11 protein-coding genes are annotated in these 17,198 nt (G+C 64.0%); 1 reads left to right on the top strand and 10 read right to left on the bottom strand.

Features of this window, described 5'->3' with window-relative positions:
• Positions 1-4: 4 nt before the first annotated feature.
• The 6 genes from AC1RBA_RS19610 to AC1RBA_RS19585 form a co-directional block, all read right to left on the bottom strand.
• Positions 5-1,954: a S9 family peptidase gene (locus AC1RBA_RS19610; RefSeq protein ID WP_492419630.1), complete on the bottom strand. Its 1,950-nt coding sequence runs from the start codon at positions 1,952-1,954 to the stop codon at positions 5-7.
• A 67-nt stretch (positions 1,955-2,021) separates the two neighbouring features.
• Positions 2,022-3,494 (bottom strand): amino acid permease, encoded by a 1,473-nt coding sequence (locus AC1RBA_RS19605; protein ID WP_083287796.1) that lies wholly within the window; start codon positions 3,492-3,494, stop codon positions 2,022-2,024.
• A gap of 289 nt (positions 3,495-3,783) precedes the next feature.
• Positions 3,784-5,214, bottom strand: coding sequence for an amino acid permease (locus AC1RBA_RS19600; RefSeq protein ID WP_070220650.1), 1,431 nt, complete (start codon positions 5,212-5,214; stop codon positions 3,784-3,786).
• A gap of 129 nt (positions 5,215-5,343) precedes the next feature.
• Entirely contained in the window at positions 5,344-5,802 is a 459-nt protein-coding gene (locus tag AC1RBA_RS19595; protein WP_230539212.1) for a RidA family protein, read from the bottom strand.
• Positions 5,803-6,056: 254 nt separating this feature from the next.
• Positions 6,057-7,640, bottom strand: coding sequence for an ATP-binding cassette domain-containing protein (locus tag AC1RBA_RS19590; RefSeq protein ID WP_492419629.1), 1,584 nt, complete (start codon positions 7,638-7,640; stop codon positions 6,057-6,059).
• A 153-nt stretch (positions 7,641-7,793) separates the two neighbouring features.
• Positions 7,794-8,906, bottom strand: coding sequence for an NADH:flavin oxidoreductase/NADH oxidase (locus AC1RBA_RS19585; RefSeq protein WP_070290820.1), 1,113 nt, complete (start codon positions 8,904-8,906; stop codon positions 7,794-7,796).
• A gap of 162 nt (positions 8,907-9,068) precedes the next feature.
• Between AC1RBA_RS19585 and AC1RBA_RS19580 the strand changes: the two genes are divergently transcribed.
• Positions 9,069-9,602, top strand: coding sequence for a glycine zipper 2TM domain-containing protein (locus AC1RBA_RS19580; protein WP_070290819.1), 534 nt, complete (start codon positions 9,069-9,071; stop codon positions 9,600-9,602).
• 6 nt (positions 9,603-9,608) lie between these two features.
• Here AC1RBA_RS19580 and AC1RBA_RS19575 read toward each other — a convergent pair whose 3' ends face one another.
• From AC1RBA_RS19575 to AC1RBA_RS19560, 4 genes are all read right to left on the bottom strand, one after another.
• Complete coding sequence (locus AC1RBA_RS19575; RefSeq protein WP_046684523.1) at positions 9,609-10,118, bottom strand: DUF1993 domain-containing protein; 510 nt, start codon at positions 10,116-10,118, stop codon at positions 9,609-9,611.
• A gap of 109 nt (positions 10,119-10,227) precedes the next feature.
• Positions 10,228-11,202 (bottom strand): DUF2167 domain-containing protein, encoded by a 975-nt coding sequence (locus AC1RBA_RS19570; RefSeq protein ID WP_492419628.1) that lies wholly within the window; start codon positions 11,200-11,202, stop codon positions 10,228-10,230.
• A gap of 145 nt (positions 11,203-11,347) precedes the next feature.
• Complete coding sequence (locus AC1RBA_RS19565) at positions 11,348-12,367, bottom strand: succinylglutamate desuccinylase (protein WP_492419627.1); 1,020 nt, start codon at positions 12,365-12,367, stop codon at positions 11,348-11,350.
• Positions 12,367-17,094, bottom strand: coding sequence for an NAD-glutamate dehydrogenase domain-containing protein (locus AC1RBA_RS19560; RefSeq protein ID WP_492419626.1), 4,728 nt, complete (start codon positions 17,092-17,094; stop codon positions 12,367-12,369). Before AC1RBA_RS19560 ends, AC1RBA_RS19565 begins: the two co-directional genes overlap by 1 nt.
• Positions 17,095-17,198: the final 104 nt, after the last annotated feature.

Here is a 17,198-nt window from a genome sequence, read left to right as displayed (position 1 = left end):
CGATTTATTTCAGATAACGTTCAAACCAGCCGATAGTACGTTTCTGCAAATCGCGCTGGTGCTCGGGCTTGCGGAAGGAATGGCCTTCGCCGTCGTAGATGAACAGGCTGGACGGCACGCCCATGGCGCGCAAGCCGTGCCAGAATTCCAGCGACTGGGCGGCCGGCGTTTCCACGTCGCGCTCGCCCACGTAAATCAGGGTTGGCGTCTTCGCCGCCTTGATCGATTCGATGGGCGAAGCCTTGCGGTACACGGCCGGATCGTCATACGCGGAAGCGCCGAAGAACGGGATCATCCACTGGTTGATGCCATTCTGGCCGTAGTAACTGATCCAGTTCGACACGCCCGCCCCCGCCACCGCCGCCTTGAAGCGGTCGCTGTGCGTGACGCCCCACATGGTCATGAAGCCGCCATACGAATGGCCGATCAGGCCCAGGCGCTGGCCGTCGACGGGCGCCACTTTTTGCGCGGCATCGATGCCGGTGAGAATGTCGCGCCAGTCGCCGCCGCCAAAGTCCGCCATGTTGGCGCGTGTAAAAGCCTGGCCTTGGCCAAAGCTGCCGCGCGGATTGGGCAGGAAGACGAAATAGCCTTTTTGCGTCAATTCGTGGATCAGGGTGCTCGCCGCCACGTAACGGGGCGAGGCGGCCGCGCCGGGGCCACCATGCACGTTGACGATCATCGGGTAGCGCTTGCCTGCGTCCGTCTTCAACGGCCCCAGCAGCCAGCCCTGCACCTTGTATTGCTCGTTGTTCCAGCCCACGTTCTGCACCGTCAACTGCGGCGCAAAGCCGTCATTGTCGCGCGTGATCTTTTTCAGCTGGCCCACCGGCCCCGCCACCAGGTAGCCGGCGTGCGTAAAGTCTTCCTGCGCGGCGGCTGCCTGCAAACCATCGGCGCTGAACGACAGACGGCCATCGCTGCCGCCGCTGCTGATCTCTCCGAGCAGCACGGGCTGGGCGGGACCCGTTTGCGCATCGACAGGCACCAGCGCCAGCTGCGAATCGATCAGGGCCGTCGCCAGCAAGCCGGCGCCGCGCCAGACGACGCCATTGAAGGTGCCGCGGTAATCGGGCGTGATGTTGCGCGGCGTGCCGCCGGCCAGCGGCACGGTATAGATATCGCCGCCGATGGAGCCGAAATCGCTCATCAGGCCGCCGATGAAGGCCACCGTCTTGCCGTCTGGCGAGACGGACGGCAGGTTCAGCTGCATGGCCGGCGACGCGATCACGCGCAGGGCGCCCGTGGCCGCATCGATATGGCTGAGCTTGGCGACCCACCAGTTGCTGTCGCCATTGCCCTGCGCGCTGGTGGCGACAAAGCCGCGGCCATCGGGCGTCCAATTGTATTCATACACGTAGGTGTCGCTTGGCGACAGCAGACGCGGTTCGCCGCCGCTGACAGGTACCACGGCGATGCGCTGGGCATCGTCTTCGCTGCCCACTTCGCCCACCTGGCGCGCGCCTGCCTCCACGGCGCCGGCCAGCTTGCGCGCGCCCACCGTGGCCAGCAGCGCCAGCTGCTTGCCGTCCGGCGACCAGCGCGCCGTGCTGGCCACACCTTTGATACTCGTCAACACGCGCGCCTGTGCCTGCGTCATCGTGGCCAGGTACAGCTGCGCCGTGCCCGCCTTGGCATCGTAGCCGACAAAGGCCAGTTGCCGGCCATCGGGCGACCAGCTGGGCTTGTCGTAGGAACACACGGCGCACGGGTCGAATTGCTGCACGATGGCGCCGTTGGCGGCGTCGCGCACGACGATGGCCGCATGCGGGCGCTGCGGCTGTTCACCCACCTTGCTCGACTCGATGGCGGCGATGCGCTGGCCATTGGCCGACAGGGCCACGGCGCGGTAATCGCGCAATGCCGGCCCGCTGGCAGGCGCGGCTTGCGCCATGGTTCCCAGAAAGCTGCTTGCCAGCAAGCCGCAGGCGGCCAGATCAGTTATTTTCATCATGTAAATTCCGGTTAGAAATAAAAAAAACCGCCGGCAAGCGCGGCGGTTTTGGATGGAACAGACTGCATTAGCGGGTCTTCCTGCCCAGGTGCGAATGCCGCATGCTGTACAAGAAGTAAATGGCCACCGTGACCGCCATCCACACGCTGAACACGACAAACGTCGTATGCGGCAAATCACGCATGATGTACAGGCAAGCCATAATGCTCAGGCCAGGAATCACGTACGGCCCGAACGGCACGCTGAAGCCTTCGATACGGTTGGCGCCCTGCTTGTGGCGCAGCACGGGCACGGCGATCGAGACCACCATGAAGGCCGTCAGGGTGCCGATGCTGACCATGTCCCACAGGTAAGTCGCATCGACGGAACCCGCCACCAGAGCCACCACCAGGCAGACGATGATGGTATTGCTGACCGGTACCAGGGTGCGCGGATGGATCTTCTGGAACGATTTCGGGATCAGGCCGTCGCGGCTGACGGCAAACAGGATGCGCGTCTGGCCGTAGATCGTCACCAGGGTCACGCTGAAGACGGAAATGACGGCACCGGCCGACAGCACCAGCGCGGGCCAGGTCTTGCCCGTGACGTTTTGCAGGATCACCGCCAGGCCCGCTTCCTGGCCTTCGAACAATTTCGCCTGTTGCGCACCGAGGGCGGCCACGGCCACCAGCAAATAAAACACGGTAACGATCAGCAAGCCATACAGGATGCCGCGTGGCACATTGCGCTTGGGATCTTTCACTTCATCGCCCGCCGTCGCCACCGTATCGAGGCCGATGAAGGAGAAGAAGACGGTGCCGGCCGCAGCGGTGACGCCCGTCATGCCGGCAAAGCCCTTGCTATTGTCGGTATTAAAGAACGGTACGAAGTTGTCTGCATTAAAACCGGAAAAGGCAATGGCAATGAAGAACACGAGGATGGACAGCTTGATGATGACCATGATGGCGTTCATCAGGGCCGATTCCTTGGCGCCGCGCAGCAGCAAAAAGCCGCACATGCAGATCAAAAAGATGGGCGGCAGGTTGATGTGGCCGGAGTGGAACTCCATGCCATGCGGGCCGGAAACGATCATCGGCGTGCGCAGCATCTCGGGAATATGCCAGCCAAACGCGTTTTCCAGGAAGTTATTCAGGTAGGACGACCAGCCGATGGCCACGGCACTGCCCGCCAAGCCGTATTCGAGCAGCAGACAGGCGGCCATGATGAAGGCAAGAAACTCACCCACGGTGGCGTAGGCAAACGAATACGAGGAGCCGGAGGCGGGGATGCGGAACGACAATTCCGCATAGCACAAGGCCGTCAAGCCAGCCGTGATGGCGGCGATCAGGAAGGACAGGACGACCGAGGGGCCCGCCTTGGGCACGGCTTCGACCATGGTAAAGAAGATGCCCGTGCCGATGGTGGCGCCGACGCCGATCATGGTGAGGGAAAACAGGCCGATGGAGCGGCTCAAGCCGCTGCTGCTGAGGCCTTCACCATATTCGACCGTGGTATCGATCGGCTTGGTGCGGCAGAGTTTCTGGACCAGGGTTTGGCTCACTAGACTTCCTTTATGAGGCATACGTATTTTCGTACGACGGGTAAAAACAAATAGCGCTCCGGCCCTACCTGGCAAAAAACCGGAAAGATCGCGTCCATTTTCAAAACTAAGCGATTATAGGGCTTTCACCGGCTCAGCTAAACAGAACTTTGATGTAAGGAAACAACGCCAGGCGTGCGCCGCGAAACGCGCATGGACGCTAGCGGGGCCTGGGATTGTCAATATGAAATAAAAAGCGCGCCGCTGCGGGTGCAGGGGCGCGCTTCTGGCTCAGCTCAACGACGCTGGCTTACTTCTTGATGTGTGGCGCATCGGCCGCTGGCCAACCCGCTTCGTAGCCTTGCGGCACGTCATCGCGCTTGTCCTTGGGCGCCAGGCCCAGCGCGTAGTACAGCACCGTCAGCAGGATCAGCCAGGCCGGTCCCACCATCAGGGCGATGCGCGTATCGGGGAAATACGCCATCAGGCCGATCACCAGCGCCAGGAACGCGAGCGAAATCCAGGAACCATACGGCGCGAACGGCATGCGGAAGGCCAGGTTCTTGATTTCCAGCGGCGTCAAGGTCTTGCGGAACTGGATCTGCGTGACCAGGATCACGCCCCAGGTCCAGACGGCGCCGAAGGTCGAGATCGAGGTGACCCAGATAAACACTTTTTCCGGCACCATGTAGTTCAACAGCACGCCCAGCAACAGCGCCACGACGGACACGAGGATGGCGCGGCGCGGCACGCCGCTGGCCGTCGTTTCCGCAAACGCCTTCGGGGCCTGGCCTTGCAGCGCCAGGTTGTACAGCATGCGGCCCGTGCTGAAGATACCGCCATTGCACGACGACAAGGCTGCCGTCAGCACGACGAAGTTGATGATGCCGGCGGCCGTCTTGATGCCCAGGCGTTCGAACGTCATGACGAAGGGACTGCCGGTGGTGCCGATTTCATTCCATGGGTAGATCGACAGGATGACGAACAGCGCGCCGACATAGAAAATCAGGATGCGCCAGAACACGGAATTGATGGCGTCGGGAATCGATTTCTTCGGGTTCGCCGCTTCGCCGGCCGTCAGGCCGATCATTTCCACGCCCAGATAGGCAAACATCACCATCTGCAAGGACATCAGCACGCCCTGCGCGCCGTTCGGGAAGAAGCCGCCATGCGTCCACAGGTTCGAGATGCCGATGGCCACACCGCCGTTGCCGAGACCGAAGACGATCATGCCCGTGCCGCCGACAATCATCAGGATGATGGTGACGACCTTGATCAGGGCGAACCAGAATTCGAACTCGCCGTAGGCTTTCACGGCCAGCAGGTTGATCGCCCCCATGGAACCGAGGGCCGCCAGGGCCCAGATCCAGCGCGGCACGTCGGGGAACCAGATGCCCATGTAGATGGCGACGGCGGTAATTTCCGCGACACACGTGACCAGCCACAGGAACCAGTAGTTCCAGCCCGTCAGATAGCCTTGCAGGGGGCCCAGATAATCCTGGGCATAGCGGCTGAAGGAACCGGCAACCGGGTTGTGCACGGCCATTTCGCCCAGCGCGCGCATGATCATGAAGATGACCGCGCCACCGATGATGTACGACAGCATGATGCCGGGACCGGCCATCTTGATGGCGTTGCCGGAACCCAAAAACAGGCCCACGCCAATCGCGGCGCCCAGCGCCATCAGGCGGATTTGCCGCTCGCCCAGGCCGCGGTGCAAGCCTTGTTCACTCGTTTTCATTACGTGTCTCCGTTTTTTTCTTGAATACACCGATCCCTCCACCCCAATGGCGGTTCCGCTCTTGCTGGAAAGGAGGAAAGGGCTAGCCGGCGGCAATCGCCGGCATGCTCATGTGCTCAGGCTGCTGCGTCAGGCCAGTTCGGCGATCAGCTCGATCTCGACGCAAGCACCCAGCGGGATTTGCGCCACGCCAAAGGCGGAGCGGGCGTGCTTGCCGCTGTCGCCGAAGACTTCGACGAACAGTTCCGAGGCGCCATTGGTCACCAGGTGCTGTTCCGTGAAGTCGGAGGTGGAATTGACCAGGCTCATGACCTTGACGATGCGCTTGACCTTGCTCAAGTCGCCGCCGCAGGCATCTTGCAGGGTGGCGATCAGTTCGATGGCGATGCCGCGCGCTGCGATCTTGCCTTCTTCCGTGGTGACGTCCTTGCCCAGTTGGCCAACCCAGACCTTGCCATCCTTCTTGGCCAGGTGGCCGGACAGGAAGACAGTGTTGCCCGTGCGGGCATGCATCACGTAGGCGGCAGCTGGCGCGGCAACGACTGGCAGTTCAATGTTGAGGGCTTTGAGTTTTTCGTAAAACGACATGCTATTTCTCCAAGAAAACAATATAAGCGAAACCAAAATTCATGCACGGCAGGGCACGGAGGATGACGCCCTGGCAGCGCGGTAGTGACCGACAACAGTGCCAGATTAAACGTCATCATATTGGTGAACCAGCAGTTTTAGTTCACAAATAGGCCCGGTTATTCAGTGGATTATACCGACAATCAAACAAAATTCAGCATCGGTTCATGAAGCATGCTCTACAGGCATCGAGCGTGACTTTTTTCATTAAATTGTCACTTGTGCAATGTCAAGCCCTCGGGGTCAAGATTTATCGCCTCCAAAAATGCCTGGTCGTGCGAAACCACAAGTAACGCCCCCTGGTATTGCAGCAGCGTCTGCTCCAGCGCCTGCAGGCTGGCCAGGTCCAGATGATTGTCCGGTTCGTCGAGCAGCAGCAGTTGCGGCGGCGCCTGCGCATACAGTTCGGCCGCCAGCGCCACCTTCATGCGCTCGCCGCCGCTGAGCAAACGGCTGGGCATGGTGGCGCGCGCGCCGGCAATGCCCAGCAGCGCCAGCCGCGTGCGCAGCTCGCCTTCCGGCAAGATGCTGTTGCGTGCCTGCAAGCGTTGCACGGCGCTGCACTCGCCGTCTTGCAATCCCGCATGCTGGTCCAGCCAGGCCACCTGCGCATGGCAGCGCGGCTCGCCGCTGGCGGGCGCCAGTTGTCCGGCGATCACGCGCAGCAGAGTCGACTTGCCGCTGCCATTGTCGCCCGTCACGGCCAGGCGGCGCGGCCCGGCCAGCACCAGGTTGATCGCGCGCGCCTGGCCATGCGGCAAGACCAGCTCGCGCAGCTCCAGGATCAACTTGCCGTTCGGCACGGCGCTCTCGGGCGCCAGCAGCAGCCGTTCGGCCTCGGGCGCACAGCGGGCGCTGGCATCCATCACGCGCTGCTGGCGCGCCTGCTGCGCCTCTTGCGCTCGCACGCGCAGCTTGCCCTGGCTATCCTGGCTTTTCTCCTTTTTCGCGTCGAGCAGCAGCTTGCTCTGGTTGCCTTCGCGCCCTTCCTTCTCGCCGCGTCCGACTCGGCGCTGCTGGCGCTCGGCGTGCTGCTGCGCTTCACGCTGCTCGCGTCGGGCACCAGCCTTTTCCGCCTGCAGGGCCGCAGCAAAACCGGCCTGTTCCAGCGCGCGCTGCTGCGCATATAGCGCGTAATTGCCGCCATAGCTGCGCAAGCCCTGCGGCGACAGCTCGGCGATTGCATCGACGTGCTCGAGCAAGCCGCGGTCATGGCTGATCAGCAGCAAGCCGCCCGGCCAGCGCGCCATCTGCGCCACCAGGCGGGCGCGCTGCCGCGTGTCAAGGTGGTTGCTCGGTTCATCGAGCACCAGCCAGTCCGCCTGCGACAGCCAGGCGCCCTGCAGCGCGATGCGCTGGCGTTCGCCGCCGCTCAGGCTGGCCGTTGATGTATCGGCATCGACATGGCGCAAATCGAGCGCATCGAGCGCCTGGCGCAATCGGGCCTGGGCATCCCAGCGTTCGCCCACCAGTGCGTAATCGGCTTCGTCGACGCTGCCGGCGGCGATGCGCGCCAGCGCGGCCAGCAAGTCGTCCATGCCGGCCAGCGCCGCCACCGTGGGATAGCGCTGCGGATCGAGCTCCTGCGCCACGTAATGCACGCTGCCGTCACAACGCACGGCGCCAGAAGACGGCTGCGCCCGGCCTGCCAGCAGGCGCGCGAGCACGCTCTTGCCCACGCCGTTATCGCCGACGAGGCCGATACGTTGCGGGGCAAAAGAAAATTGCAGATCGGAAAACAGGGCGCGGCCATCGGGCAGCACAAAGGAAAGACGGTCGAGTTGCAGTAATGCGGGCATGGATACTCCTTGAGCAAGGCTGGCGAACCCGCGCGGCACAATGGCGCGCTGGCGGGATGGGCGAGGCCGTGCACAGCACGGCAGTATCAATGGCGCATGTCGAAGCGTCCTGGAGAAATGGGAAAGAAGCGTCAGTGTAGCAGACGAGACACGTTAGCGCTGGCCCAGAGTCGTGTCGCCGAACAGGTTCTTGAACTCACGCGGCTGCGAACGCCAGTACTGCGGCGGCGCCGACACTTGCGCGCCCAGCTGGGCCGCAGCGTGCCACGGCCAGCGGGGGTCGAACAGGATGGCGCGCGCCAGCGCCACCATATCGGACTGGCCATTGGCGATGATGTCTTCGGCCTGCTGCGCTTCCGTAATCAAACCCACGCTGATTGTCGGCAAGCCGCTGTCGCGCTTGATGCGTTCGGCAAACGCCACCTGGTAGCCGGGTCCCACGGGAATCTGCTGCTGCGGCGAAATGCCGCCGCTGGAGACATGGATGAAATCGGCGCCCAACTGCTTGAGTTCCTGCGCGAAACGCACGCTTTGTTCGATTTCCCATCCGCCCTCGACCCAGTCGGTGGCGGAAAGGCGCACGCCCACGGCCATGCTGGCCGGCACGGCGGCGCGCACGGCTTCATAGACTTCCAGCGGAAAGCGCATGCGATTGTCCAGGCTGCCGCCATACGCATCGCTGCGCTGGTTGGACAGGGGCGACAGGAATTGGTGCAGCAAATAGCCGTGCGCCGCATGCAATTCGATGCCCTCGATGCCGAGCGCATGCACGCGCTGGGCCGCGGCCACAAACGCTCCCTTAATTTGCAGCAAGCCCATCTCGTCTAGGGCGAGCGGCACCGTTTCACCCGGCGCGTGGGCGATGGCCGACGGCGCCACCGTTTGCCAGCCGCCGTCGGCCAGATGCACGCAGGTGCCGCCCTGCCACGGCGCACGGCTCGATGCCTTGCGTCCCGCATGGCCCAGCTGCACCACCAGCGGGATTGGGGAGTGGCGGCGGATCGCTTGCACCACCTTGGCCAGCGCGGCTTGATTCGCGTCCGACCACAGGCCCAGGTCGTCGGCCGAGATGCGTCCCTCGGGCGAGACAGCCGTCGCTTCCGTCATCAGCAGCCCCGCGCCGGACAGGGCCAAATGGCCCAGGTGGATCATGTGCCAGTCGGTGGCGTTGCCGTTGTCGGCCGAGTACTGGCACATGGGCGCAATGGCAATGCGGTTGGCCACGTGCAGCGGCCCCAATGCAAACGGCGTGAATAGCTGGCTCATGGCGGACTTTCGGAAAAGGGGAAGCACCGATTCTACTGTGCTTTGGAAAGTGCGGCTTACACCTGCTTACGTTTGATACAGCGCAAGGGCTAGCCTTGGGCAGGCGGGGCCGCTAATCTGGACACATCAACAACACCCGCAATACCACACCCAGGAGAACACATGAACACGACGACCACCGCCAGCCGCATCCACCCCTTGATGGCCGGCGCCGCCATTTCCGTGACGGTCCTGTGCCTGGTGGGCGCGGCGTCCATCGCCGGCATCCTGCCCAATTCGCGGGCGAACGTGCCAGCCGTGCCTGCCGACGTGGCAGCCATGACGCCGGCCAACGCCGCTGCGCTGGCAGCGCCCGTGGCCGCCCCCGTGGTGGCGCAAGCTGCTCCGGCACCCGTCGTGCACAAGCGCGTCGTGCACCATACGCAAGTGGCCCAGGCCCGTCCTGCCTACCGTGACAACAACGATGGCTACCGCGAGACGGCCTACCGCGAACCGGTCCGCCAGCAGCAGCCTGCGCCGGCGCCGGCACAACCGAACTACGTGGGCATCGGCACGGGCGCCGTCATCGGCGGCTTGATCGGCAATCAGGTCGGTGGCGGCCGCGGCAAGGCGCTGGCGACGGTGGCCGGCGTGATCGGCGGCGGCATGCTGGGCAATGCGGTGCAAAACCAGGTTCAGCAGCAACCGCAGCAATAATCAGTCTCAGTCGTACGGGCCAAGATAATCGAGCTTGCCCACGGCCACGCCATTGTTGCGCAGGATGGCGTGGACCATGGAGACGTGGAAATAGAAATTCGGCAAGGCAAAGCTGAGCAGGTAATCGTCGCCCGAGAATTTTGTCCCCTCGTCTGTCCAGTTCAGCACGACTTCCTTCTGCGCGCTGCCCGCCATCTGGCCCGCATTGACGCTGTCGATATAAGCGATGGTGTTGGCGATGCGTTCCTGTAACTGCTCGAACGACGCTTCATTATCCTCGAACTTCGGCGCCGGCACGCCGCTCAGGCGCTCGACCGACATCTTCGACGTATCGCTGGCGCGCTGCACCTGCGCCGTCAAGTCCAGCATGTCGGGCGCCAGCTGCGCACCCAGCAAAATCTCGGGCACGATGCCGTCTTCCTCGACATGTGCTTGCGCTTTTTCCAGCAGGGCCGAGACGACCCGCAAGCCGCGGATGAAGACGGGGATGGTTGCCTGATACATGGACACGGACATGGGGAACTCCTGATAGTGAACGATGAGTCAGTGTACCCGAGGCGCTGTCTTCCGGCAGCGCGCACAATGCCACTCCTGTGCGTCAGCGCACCGAGCGGCTCAGTTCATCCTACTTTTCCAGATTCACCTTGCCGTCCGGCGCATGAGCGGGCTGTTCCGCTGGTTCCGGCTGCAGTTCTGGCTGCGGCTGCGGCGTGTCCTTGCGCTTGCCGCCGAAGAACTTGACGATGGCCGCACCGGCACCGACCACGGCCAGGATCAGCACTTTCTTGAAGGCCAGCAGCAGCGCCAGCAGTTTGCCGAACAGGCCCAGCTTGCTGGCCACGCCACCGGCCACCAGCGCCGCCAGGCCGTATTCGGCCACCTTGTCCGTCTTGCTGTCGAAATCCGTGTAGCGGTTACCGTCGGTAAATTCCGTGAACGCCGTCACTTGCTGCATCTCTTTCTTGATCGCTTCGATCTGCTGCATGCTGGCAATCGCATTCAGGTTCAGTACGCCTTCGCGCCCCAGCACGCGCACGTTGTAGTTCAGCGAGTGTTCGCCGCCATCGGCCATCAAATCCTTGGCCCAGTACAGCTTGTGCGTATCCTTGGCATAGCTGGGTTTTTCCGCCCAGCCCATCAAATGGATGCCCGGATAACCCTGCTTCTTGCGATCCGCATTGTTTTCCAGCACGGATGCCTGCATATCCTTGAGCAATTCGTCGTATTTGATGCTGTCCGCATCGTCATCCTTGATGTGCCCTTCCTTTTCATACGTGACGATGACGCCCCAGCTATCGCGCTCGAGCACGCTGGTCTTGGCAGGCACGATCATGCCCAGCGATTCCATGCCCGGTGGATTGCCCCAGGCATCGACCAGCACGCGCTCGGCGTCCGTCGGCGACAGGTAACGGAAGTTGGCGGGCAAATCCAGGGTGGCGATGCCGCCCGGCAAGGTGATCTTGCCGCGCTGCAGGTGCAGCTGGGCGAGGAATTGCTCGGCCGTCATTTCCGGTGCGGCCGCCTTCTCATCGGCAGGGGCGGCAGCCGTGAGGCCGGAGAGGGTCAGGCACAGCAAGGCTGTCAGCAGGCGTTTCAACATGATTGGTCCAAAAAATTGCAAAGGGTAAATATTTTAAACCAATCAATTGCTTAATGGATAATTATTTCTGTGCGGCATTTTTTATGAAAAAAGCGCCAGGCGGGTTTCCCCGGCTGGCGCCAAATGCTGTGTGAGGACTGGGCGATCACGCCATGCGCACCACCATCAATCCGGCGCGCAAGCCCACGCGCACATCGGGGTTCGGGAACACCACCAGCTCTTCCGCGTGCCGCACCGTGTAGACGTGGTCGCCATCGCTGGCGATCACGGCGTGCTGCGGCAGGGAGGTGAAATTCTGCGTGCCGCGATCGAAGGCCATGCGGAACTCCTCGCTGTGCTTGATGATTTCCTGCGCCACCTTGAACACGTGCGGTTGCGCCTTGACGGGCTGCGCAGGCAGGCCGCGCAACAGGCCGTCCAGCGCCCGCGACACGTCGTCAAACAGCGATAAATCGTTCTGCCCCAGGGTGCCCACGCGGCCCAGTTCCACCGTGCTGGCGGCCGCGCCGCAATGCTCGGCCGAATAATAACTGTAGGTGCCGGCCGACTGCGGGTTCATGATGATGGCGCCGATGGCCGCCTGGCCCAGCCAATCGATCAGCTGCGCCTTGGCGTCTTCGGCCACCAGGTCCGGCACGATGGCAAACGTGGGGTACACGGAAGGCCGGATGGCCGTGTGCAAATCCAGGTGCCAGCGCGCGGGACCGGCCGCGTCAAAGAACGCTTTGGTCGCGGCGATCATTTCATCGGCGCGCGCGCTTTCCGCCGCTTGCGCCAGGCTGCCCCGCACGGGGCGAAACATGCGATTGAGGTCGGCGTCGATGAAACGCTTGCCGACCCGGATCGCGTCGACATTGCCCACGCAGACGAGCAAATCGACGGCCAGCTGCGACGCATCGCGCGACAGGGCGTCGAGCAGATGCGCGAGCACTTCGATCGGTCCCGTCTCGTCGCCATGCACGCCGACAGAAACGGCCACGCTGGCGCGGCCCTTATCGGCTTGCGGCTTGACCACTTGCAGCATGCCGGGCGCCGGCAAGGCCACCGTGAAACCGGCGTTGGCGAACAGCTGCGCCACACCGCTGAAATCGGCCTGCGCCAGCGCCTGCACGGCTGGCGGCAAGCCGCCAGCGCCCTCTACTAGCTGTGTTGCATCTTGCGTCATTACACCGCCGCTTCCGCTGGGCTTTTCGCCGTGATTTTATTCACGGCTTCCGACAAGGTCCACACGTCCAGCATGGCTTGCTCCAGTTCCGTCGCCGCCACATAGGCCGACAGGCCCAGCGCGCCCGTCACCGCATCGACGGCCTGGCCTGCATTGCCTTGCTCGGCGCGCGCCAGCACCTGCGTCAGCAGACGCTGTTGCGTGCGGCGCAGGGCTTGCTGCGCATAGTTGCGCAACTGTTCCTGCGACTTGCCTTGCGCGGCCAGCTTCAGGCCACGCTCCAGGGTGTCGATGCCCGCCTGGCTGCGCAGAGCAAGGCCCACCTGCAGGAAGGCCGCCAGGTCCATCGAGGCAGGGCGCGGCACGGACAGGGCCGGGAACAGGAAGCCGGCAACGACTTCCAGCGCATCGACCGCATCCCACGCTTGCACGAAGGCCGGCGTCAAGCCCGGCACCAGCGCCGCTTCCGACTTGATGCCGACGGCTTTGAGCAGCTCGCGCTTCGATTCCGCGCCGAATAAACGCGTCAGTTCAGCCAGTCCCGCGCCGCGCAATTGCTCGGCCGGCACGGACAGCACGCCGGCGATCATCGTTTGCTGCAGCACGCGCGTTTGCGCGTCGACCTTGATCGACACGTCGCGCGGCACCGTCAAGGCGTCCGCGTCGAGCGCGTCGAACACGGGCGCCAGGTTCAGCGCCACCCATGCCTGGCCCCAGGCCAGGATCACGGCCGACTCGTCCACGCCGTGTTCCGCCGCCAGGTTGCGGATCATCAGCGGGCCGCAGCGGTTGATCACTTCATTGGCCAGCACGGTCGCCAGGATGGCGTTGGCCAGCGGGTGGTCGAGCGCCGAACGGGTTGCCACCAGCAACGATGGGAAGTAGGGTTTGAGCACCGGCTCGGCCCACGTTTCGTCCGTCAGCGGCAGGGCGGACAGGATGCGCTTGAAACGGTTCTTCACGTTGGCGATCACCACCGCCAGTTCCGGCGTGGTCAGGCCCCGGTCATCTGCCTTGCGACGCGCCAGTTCGGCCACCGATGGCAATTGCTCCAGTTCGCGCGACAGGGCGCCTTCTTCTTCCAGGCTGGCGATCAGGGCGGCATAGCCATCCTGCACGGCGCTCTCGCCTTGCGCCTGCAGCTCGCGCACCAGCAAATGCGTCTGCTGCGTGTTGTCGCGCAAGACCAGGCGCTCGACGTCGTCCGTCATCGCATACAGCTCGCGGTTGCGTTCCGCTTCCGTCAGCTTGCCCGCATTGACTTCCACGTCCAGCCAGATTTTCACGTTCACTTCATGGTCCGAGCAATCGACGCCGGCCGAATTGTCGATCGCATCGGTGAAGATGCGTCCGCCCGCCAGCGCGAACTCGATGCGGCCCGCTTGCGTCGCACCGAGGTTGCCGCCTTCGGCCACGACCTTGACGCGCAGCTCATTGCCATTGACGCGGATATGGTCATTCGCGCGGTCCTTCACCTGTGCGTGCGTCTCGGTCGAGGCCTTGATGTAGGTGCCGATGCCGCCGTTGTAGAACAGGTCTACGGGCGACTTCAGGATGCGGTGCATCAGTTCTTCCGGCGCCAGCGAGGTCTCGGCGATATCGAGCGCGGCGCGGATCTGCGGCGACAGTTCGATCGTGCGGGCGGAGCGCGGATACACGCCGCCGCCATTTGATATCAAATCCTTGTTGTAGTCATCCCACGAGGAGCGCGGCAAGGCGAACAGGCGCGCACGTTCCTCGAACGAGACGGCGACGTCCGGTGTCGGGTCGAGGAAGATATGACGGTGGTCGAATGCGGCCACCAGTTTCAGCTGGCGCGACAACAATACGCCGTTGCCGAACACGTCGCCCGACATGTCGCCCACGCCGACCATGGTGATCGGGGTGGTGTTCAGGTCGTGGTCCATTTCATAGAAGTGGCGCTTCACGGCTTCGAATGCGCCCTTGGCCGTGATGCCCAGTTTCTTGTGGTCGTAGCCGTTCGAGCCGCCCGAGGCGAACGCGTCGCCGAGCCAGAAACCGCGCTGCACGGCGATGCCGTTGGCGATGTCCGAGAACGTGGCCGTGCCCTTGTCGGCAGCGACCACCAGGTACGGGTCGGCGTCGTCGAAGCAGACGGTATCGACTGGCGGGACGATATTGCCCAGCGAACGGTTGTCCGTCACTTCCAGCAGGCTGGAAATGAACAGGCGGTAGACGGCTTCGCCTTCGGCCGCGATGGTTTCGCGCACGGCGTCCTTCGGCATCATCTTGCAGACAAAGCCGCCCTTCGCGCCGGCCGGCACGATGACGGCGTTCTTGACCATCTGCGCCTTGACGAGGCCCAGCACTTCGGTGCGGTAGTCTTCCATGCGGTCGGACCAGCGCAAGCCGCCGCGGGCGACAGGGCCGCCGCGAAGGTGCACGCCTTCGAAGCGGCGCGAGAACACAAAGATCTCGCGGTAAGGACGCGGTTCCGGCACCAGCGCCAGGCTGCTGGTGTCGAACTTGAAGATGATCTTGTCGCCTTGTTGGTTGTTCTGGAAGTAGCTGGTGCGCAGGGTGGCTGCCATCAGGTCGGCCAGCGCGCCGAGGATTTCCTCGGTATCGGCATGGTTCACGGATGGCAGGCCCGCCTTGATGGCGGCGATTGCCTCCAGGGCGGCCGCGTGCTGCGCATCGGACAGCGCTGGGTCGAAGCGCTGCAGGAAGGCTTCGACCAGGGCTTTGACCTGGGCCGGCTGTTTGCGCAGGCTCTCGGCGATGTAGCGCACCGAGAAGCGGCTGCCCGTCTGGCGCCAGTAGCTGGTGTAGGCGCGCACCAGCTGCACTTCGCGCGTCGACAAGCCGCCTTCGATGACGAGGCCATTCAGGCGGCCATCTTCGGCCGTGTCGTTGAACAGGGCGGCAAACAATTCCTGCGCCACGGCGACGACGGATGGCTGCGCCAGTTTCGCCGCGCTGGCGGCATCGACCGTCAGGCTGGTGATGAAATAGCGCGTGCCGTCGGACAGCGAAACCGAATACGCCTGTTCGCGGTCGATGGCCACGCCCGCGTTGTGCAGGGCCGGCAAAATGGTCGACAGCGGCGGCACCTTGTTGGCCGAGTACAGGCGAATCGTGGTCACAAAGCCCGTCTCGATGCGCACGGCCACGTGCGCCGGATCGGTATTGCGCAGGATGGTGTCGAGGTCGCGGAAAGCGATGGCCGGCGCGGTGGCGGCCACGTAATCGAGCGGTAATGTGGCGCAGAGTTTGCGCAGGCTGGTGCGCAGGGCCACGTCGGGCACGGCGTCGGCCACGGCGGCAAAGCCGTTATGCCAGCCATCGAGCACGCCCAGGAGCGGCTGTTCGATATCCGTTTCCAGGTCCAGCGGGTAGCGCGCGGCGTGGGCGATCAGGTAGACGCGCGCCAGCGGGCCGTCGGCCACCAGGGTCTGCGTGCTCACGTGCGTGGCGCCGGAACTGGCTTGCAGGGCTTTTGCCAGGCTCGATGCGACGCTGGCGCTGTAGCGCTCGCGCGGCAGGTAGACCAGCACGTTCAGGTGGCGCGCGTACACGTCGCGGCGCGCGAAGACCTTGGTGCGCGGCTGCTTGTACAGCGAAACGACGGAACCGCACACTTGCGCCAGCCAGTCGAGGTCCGCTTCCAGCGCTTCCGTGCGCGGCAGGGATTCGAGGATTTCGCGGAATTTCTCGGCACGGAAGCCTTGCTGGCGCACGCCGGCCAGGCTCAGTACCTTGGCCACGCGGCCGCGCGCAAATGGCAGCGCCGCCAGCGGGGTGGAATTGCCGGCGCGGGTGAACAGGCCGACGAAGCAATGCTCGCCCAGGATCGCGCCTTGCGCATCCATGTCGCGCACGCCGATGAAGTCGAGCTGCTGGTCGCGGTGCAAAGTGCCCGCCACGTCGGCCTTGACGATGGACAGCGCCGAGTCGCGCTTGGCCAGGGTGTCGAAGTCGCCCGGGATATTCGCCAGGCAGGTGCCGTAGACCGGGTGCGCCGTATCCTGCAGCACGCCGACACGGCTCGGGATGTCGCGTTCCAGTTCGCGCACGCCCGGCTTGACGCGGTAATAGGCGTAGCCGAACACTTCAAAGCCGCCGCTGCGCGCCCATTCCAGGAAGGCGGCCACTTCCGCGCCCTCTTCGCCATGCTGCGATGCGGCTGTGGCGACGGCGGCCAGGCGCTCGCTCATGGCGGCGGCATCGCGGCGCACGACGGCAGCGTCACGCGCGACCGTCTCCAGGGCGGCGACCAGCGCGGCCAGGGCTTCCGGCGCCAGCTCTTCGTCGAGCAGCACCAGCACATACGATTCGAGCGGATCGCCCGGCTGGCGCACCGCTTCGACGCTGCCATCAAGAGCGCGGCGCACGGGCAGCACGGTGTTCATCACGCCGCGCACGGCCAGGTGCTGGCGGCGCATGGCCATGACGATGGAGTCGACCAGGTAAGGCATGTCTTCGTTCAGGATCAGCAAGGCGCTCGCCATGCCGCCACGGCCATCCGCGTAACGCAGGGTGGCGATTTGACAGCCGCTGCCGGTGCGCTTGGCCGCTTGCGTGAAGCCGTCGACCAGCACGGGCGCCAGGCTGCCGGGCGCGATGTCGGCCAGGTCTTCGGCGTCGAGCGAGTCGAGCCATGCCTGCACCAGCTGCACGACAGGCGCTGCCGCCTTGCCCGCATTGCCAGCCGCGTTAATCAGCTCCAGCGTTTGTGTACGCAAATCTTGTGGCGTGTGATTCATCTTGCATCTCCATTACGGTAATGTGAATGTCCAACGCTGTCGTTCGGGCTTGTGGCTGGGCGGCAGCGGTGTCAAGAGACGGGGGTCGCCCGTCCAATTCTGTC

The organism is Janthinobacterium sp. GW823-FHT03B06 (assembly GCF_058796955.1).
Note: the sequence above shows the minus strand (reverse complement) of the source record. Positions and strands in the feature narration are given on the sequence as shown.

Bases quoted from the DNA above. Each gene is read 5' to 3' on its own strand.
- AC1RBA_RS19570 (WP_492419628.1), bottom strand. From the start codon at position 11,202: ATGTTGAAACGCCTGCTGACAGCCTTGCTGTGCCTGACCCTCTCCGGC.
- AC1RBA_RS19580 (WP_070290819.1), top strand. From the start codon at position 9,069: ATGAACACGACGACCACCGCCAGCCGCATCCACCCCTTGATGGCCGGC.
- AC1RBA_RS19590 (WP_492419629.1), bottom strand. From the start codon at position 7,640: ATGCCCGCATTACTGCAACTCGACCGTCTTTCCTTTGTGCTGCCCGAT.
- AC1RBA_RS19600 (WP_070220650.1), bottom strand. From the start codon at position 5,214: ATGAAAACGAGTGAACAAGGCTTGCACCGCGGCCTGGGCGAGCGGCAA.
- AC1RBA_RS19560 (WP_492419626.1), bottom strand. From the start codon at position 17,094: ATGAATCACACGCCACAAGATTTGCGTACACAAACGCTGGAGCTGATT.
- AC1RBA_RS19595 (WP_230539212.1), bottom strand. From the start codon at position 5,802: ATGTCGTTTTACGAAAAACTCAAAGCCCTCAACATTGAACTGCCAGTC.
- AC1RBA_RS19585 (WP_070290820.1), bottom strand. From the start codon at position 8,906: ATGAGCCAGCTATTCACGCCGTTTGCATTGGGGCCGCTGCACGTGGCC.
- AC1RBA_RS19575 (WP_046684523.1), bottom strand. From the start codon at position 10,118: ATGTCCGTGTCCATGTATCAGGCAACCATCCCCGTCTTCATCCGCGGC.
- AC1RBA_RS19565 (WP_492419627.1), bottom strand. From the start codon at position 12,367: ATGACGCAAGATGCAACACAGCTAGTAGAGGGCGCTGGCGGCTTGCCG.
- AC1RBA_RS19610 (WP_492419630.1), bottom strand. From the start codon at position 1,954: ATGATGAAAATAACTGATCTGGCCGCCTGCGGCTTGCTGGCAAGCAGC.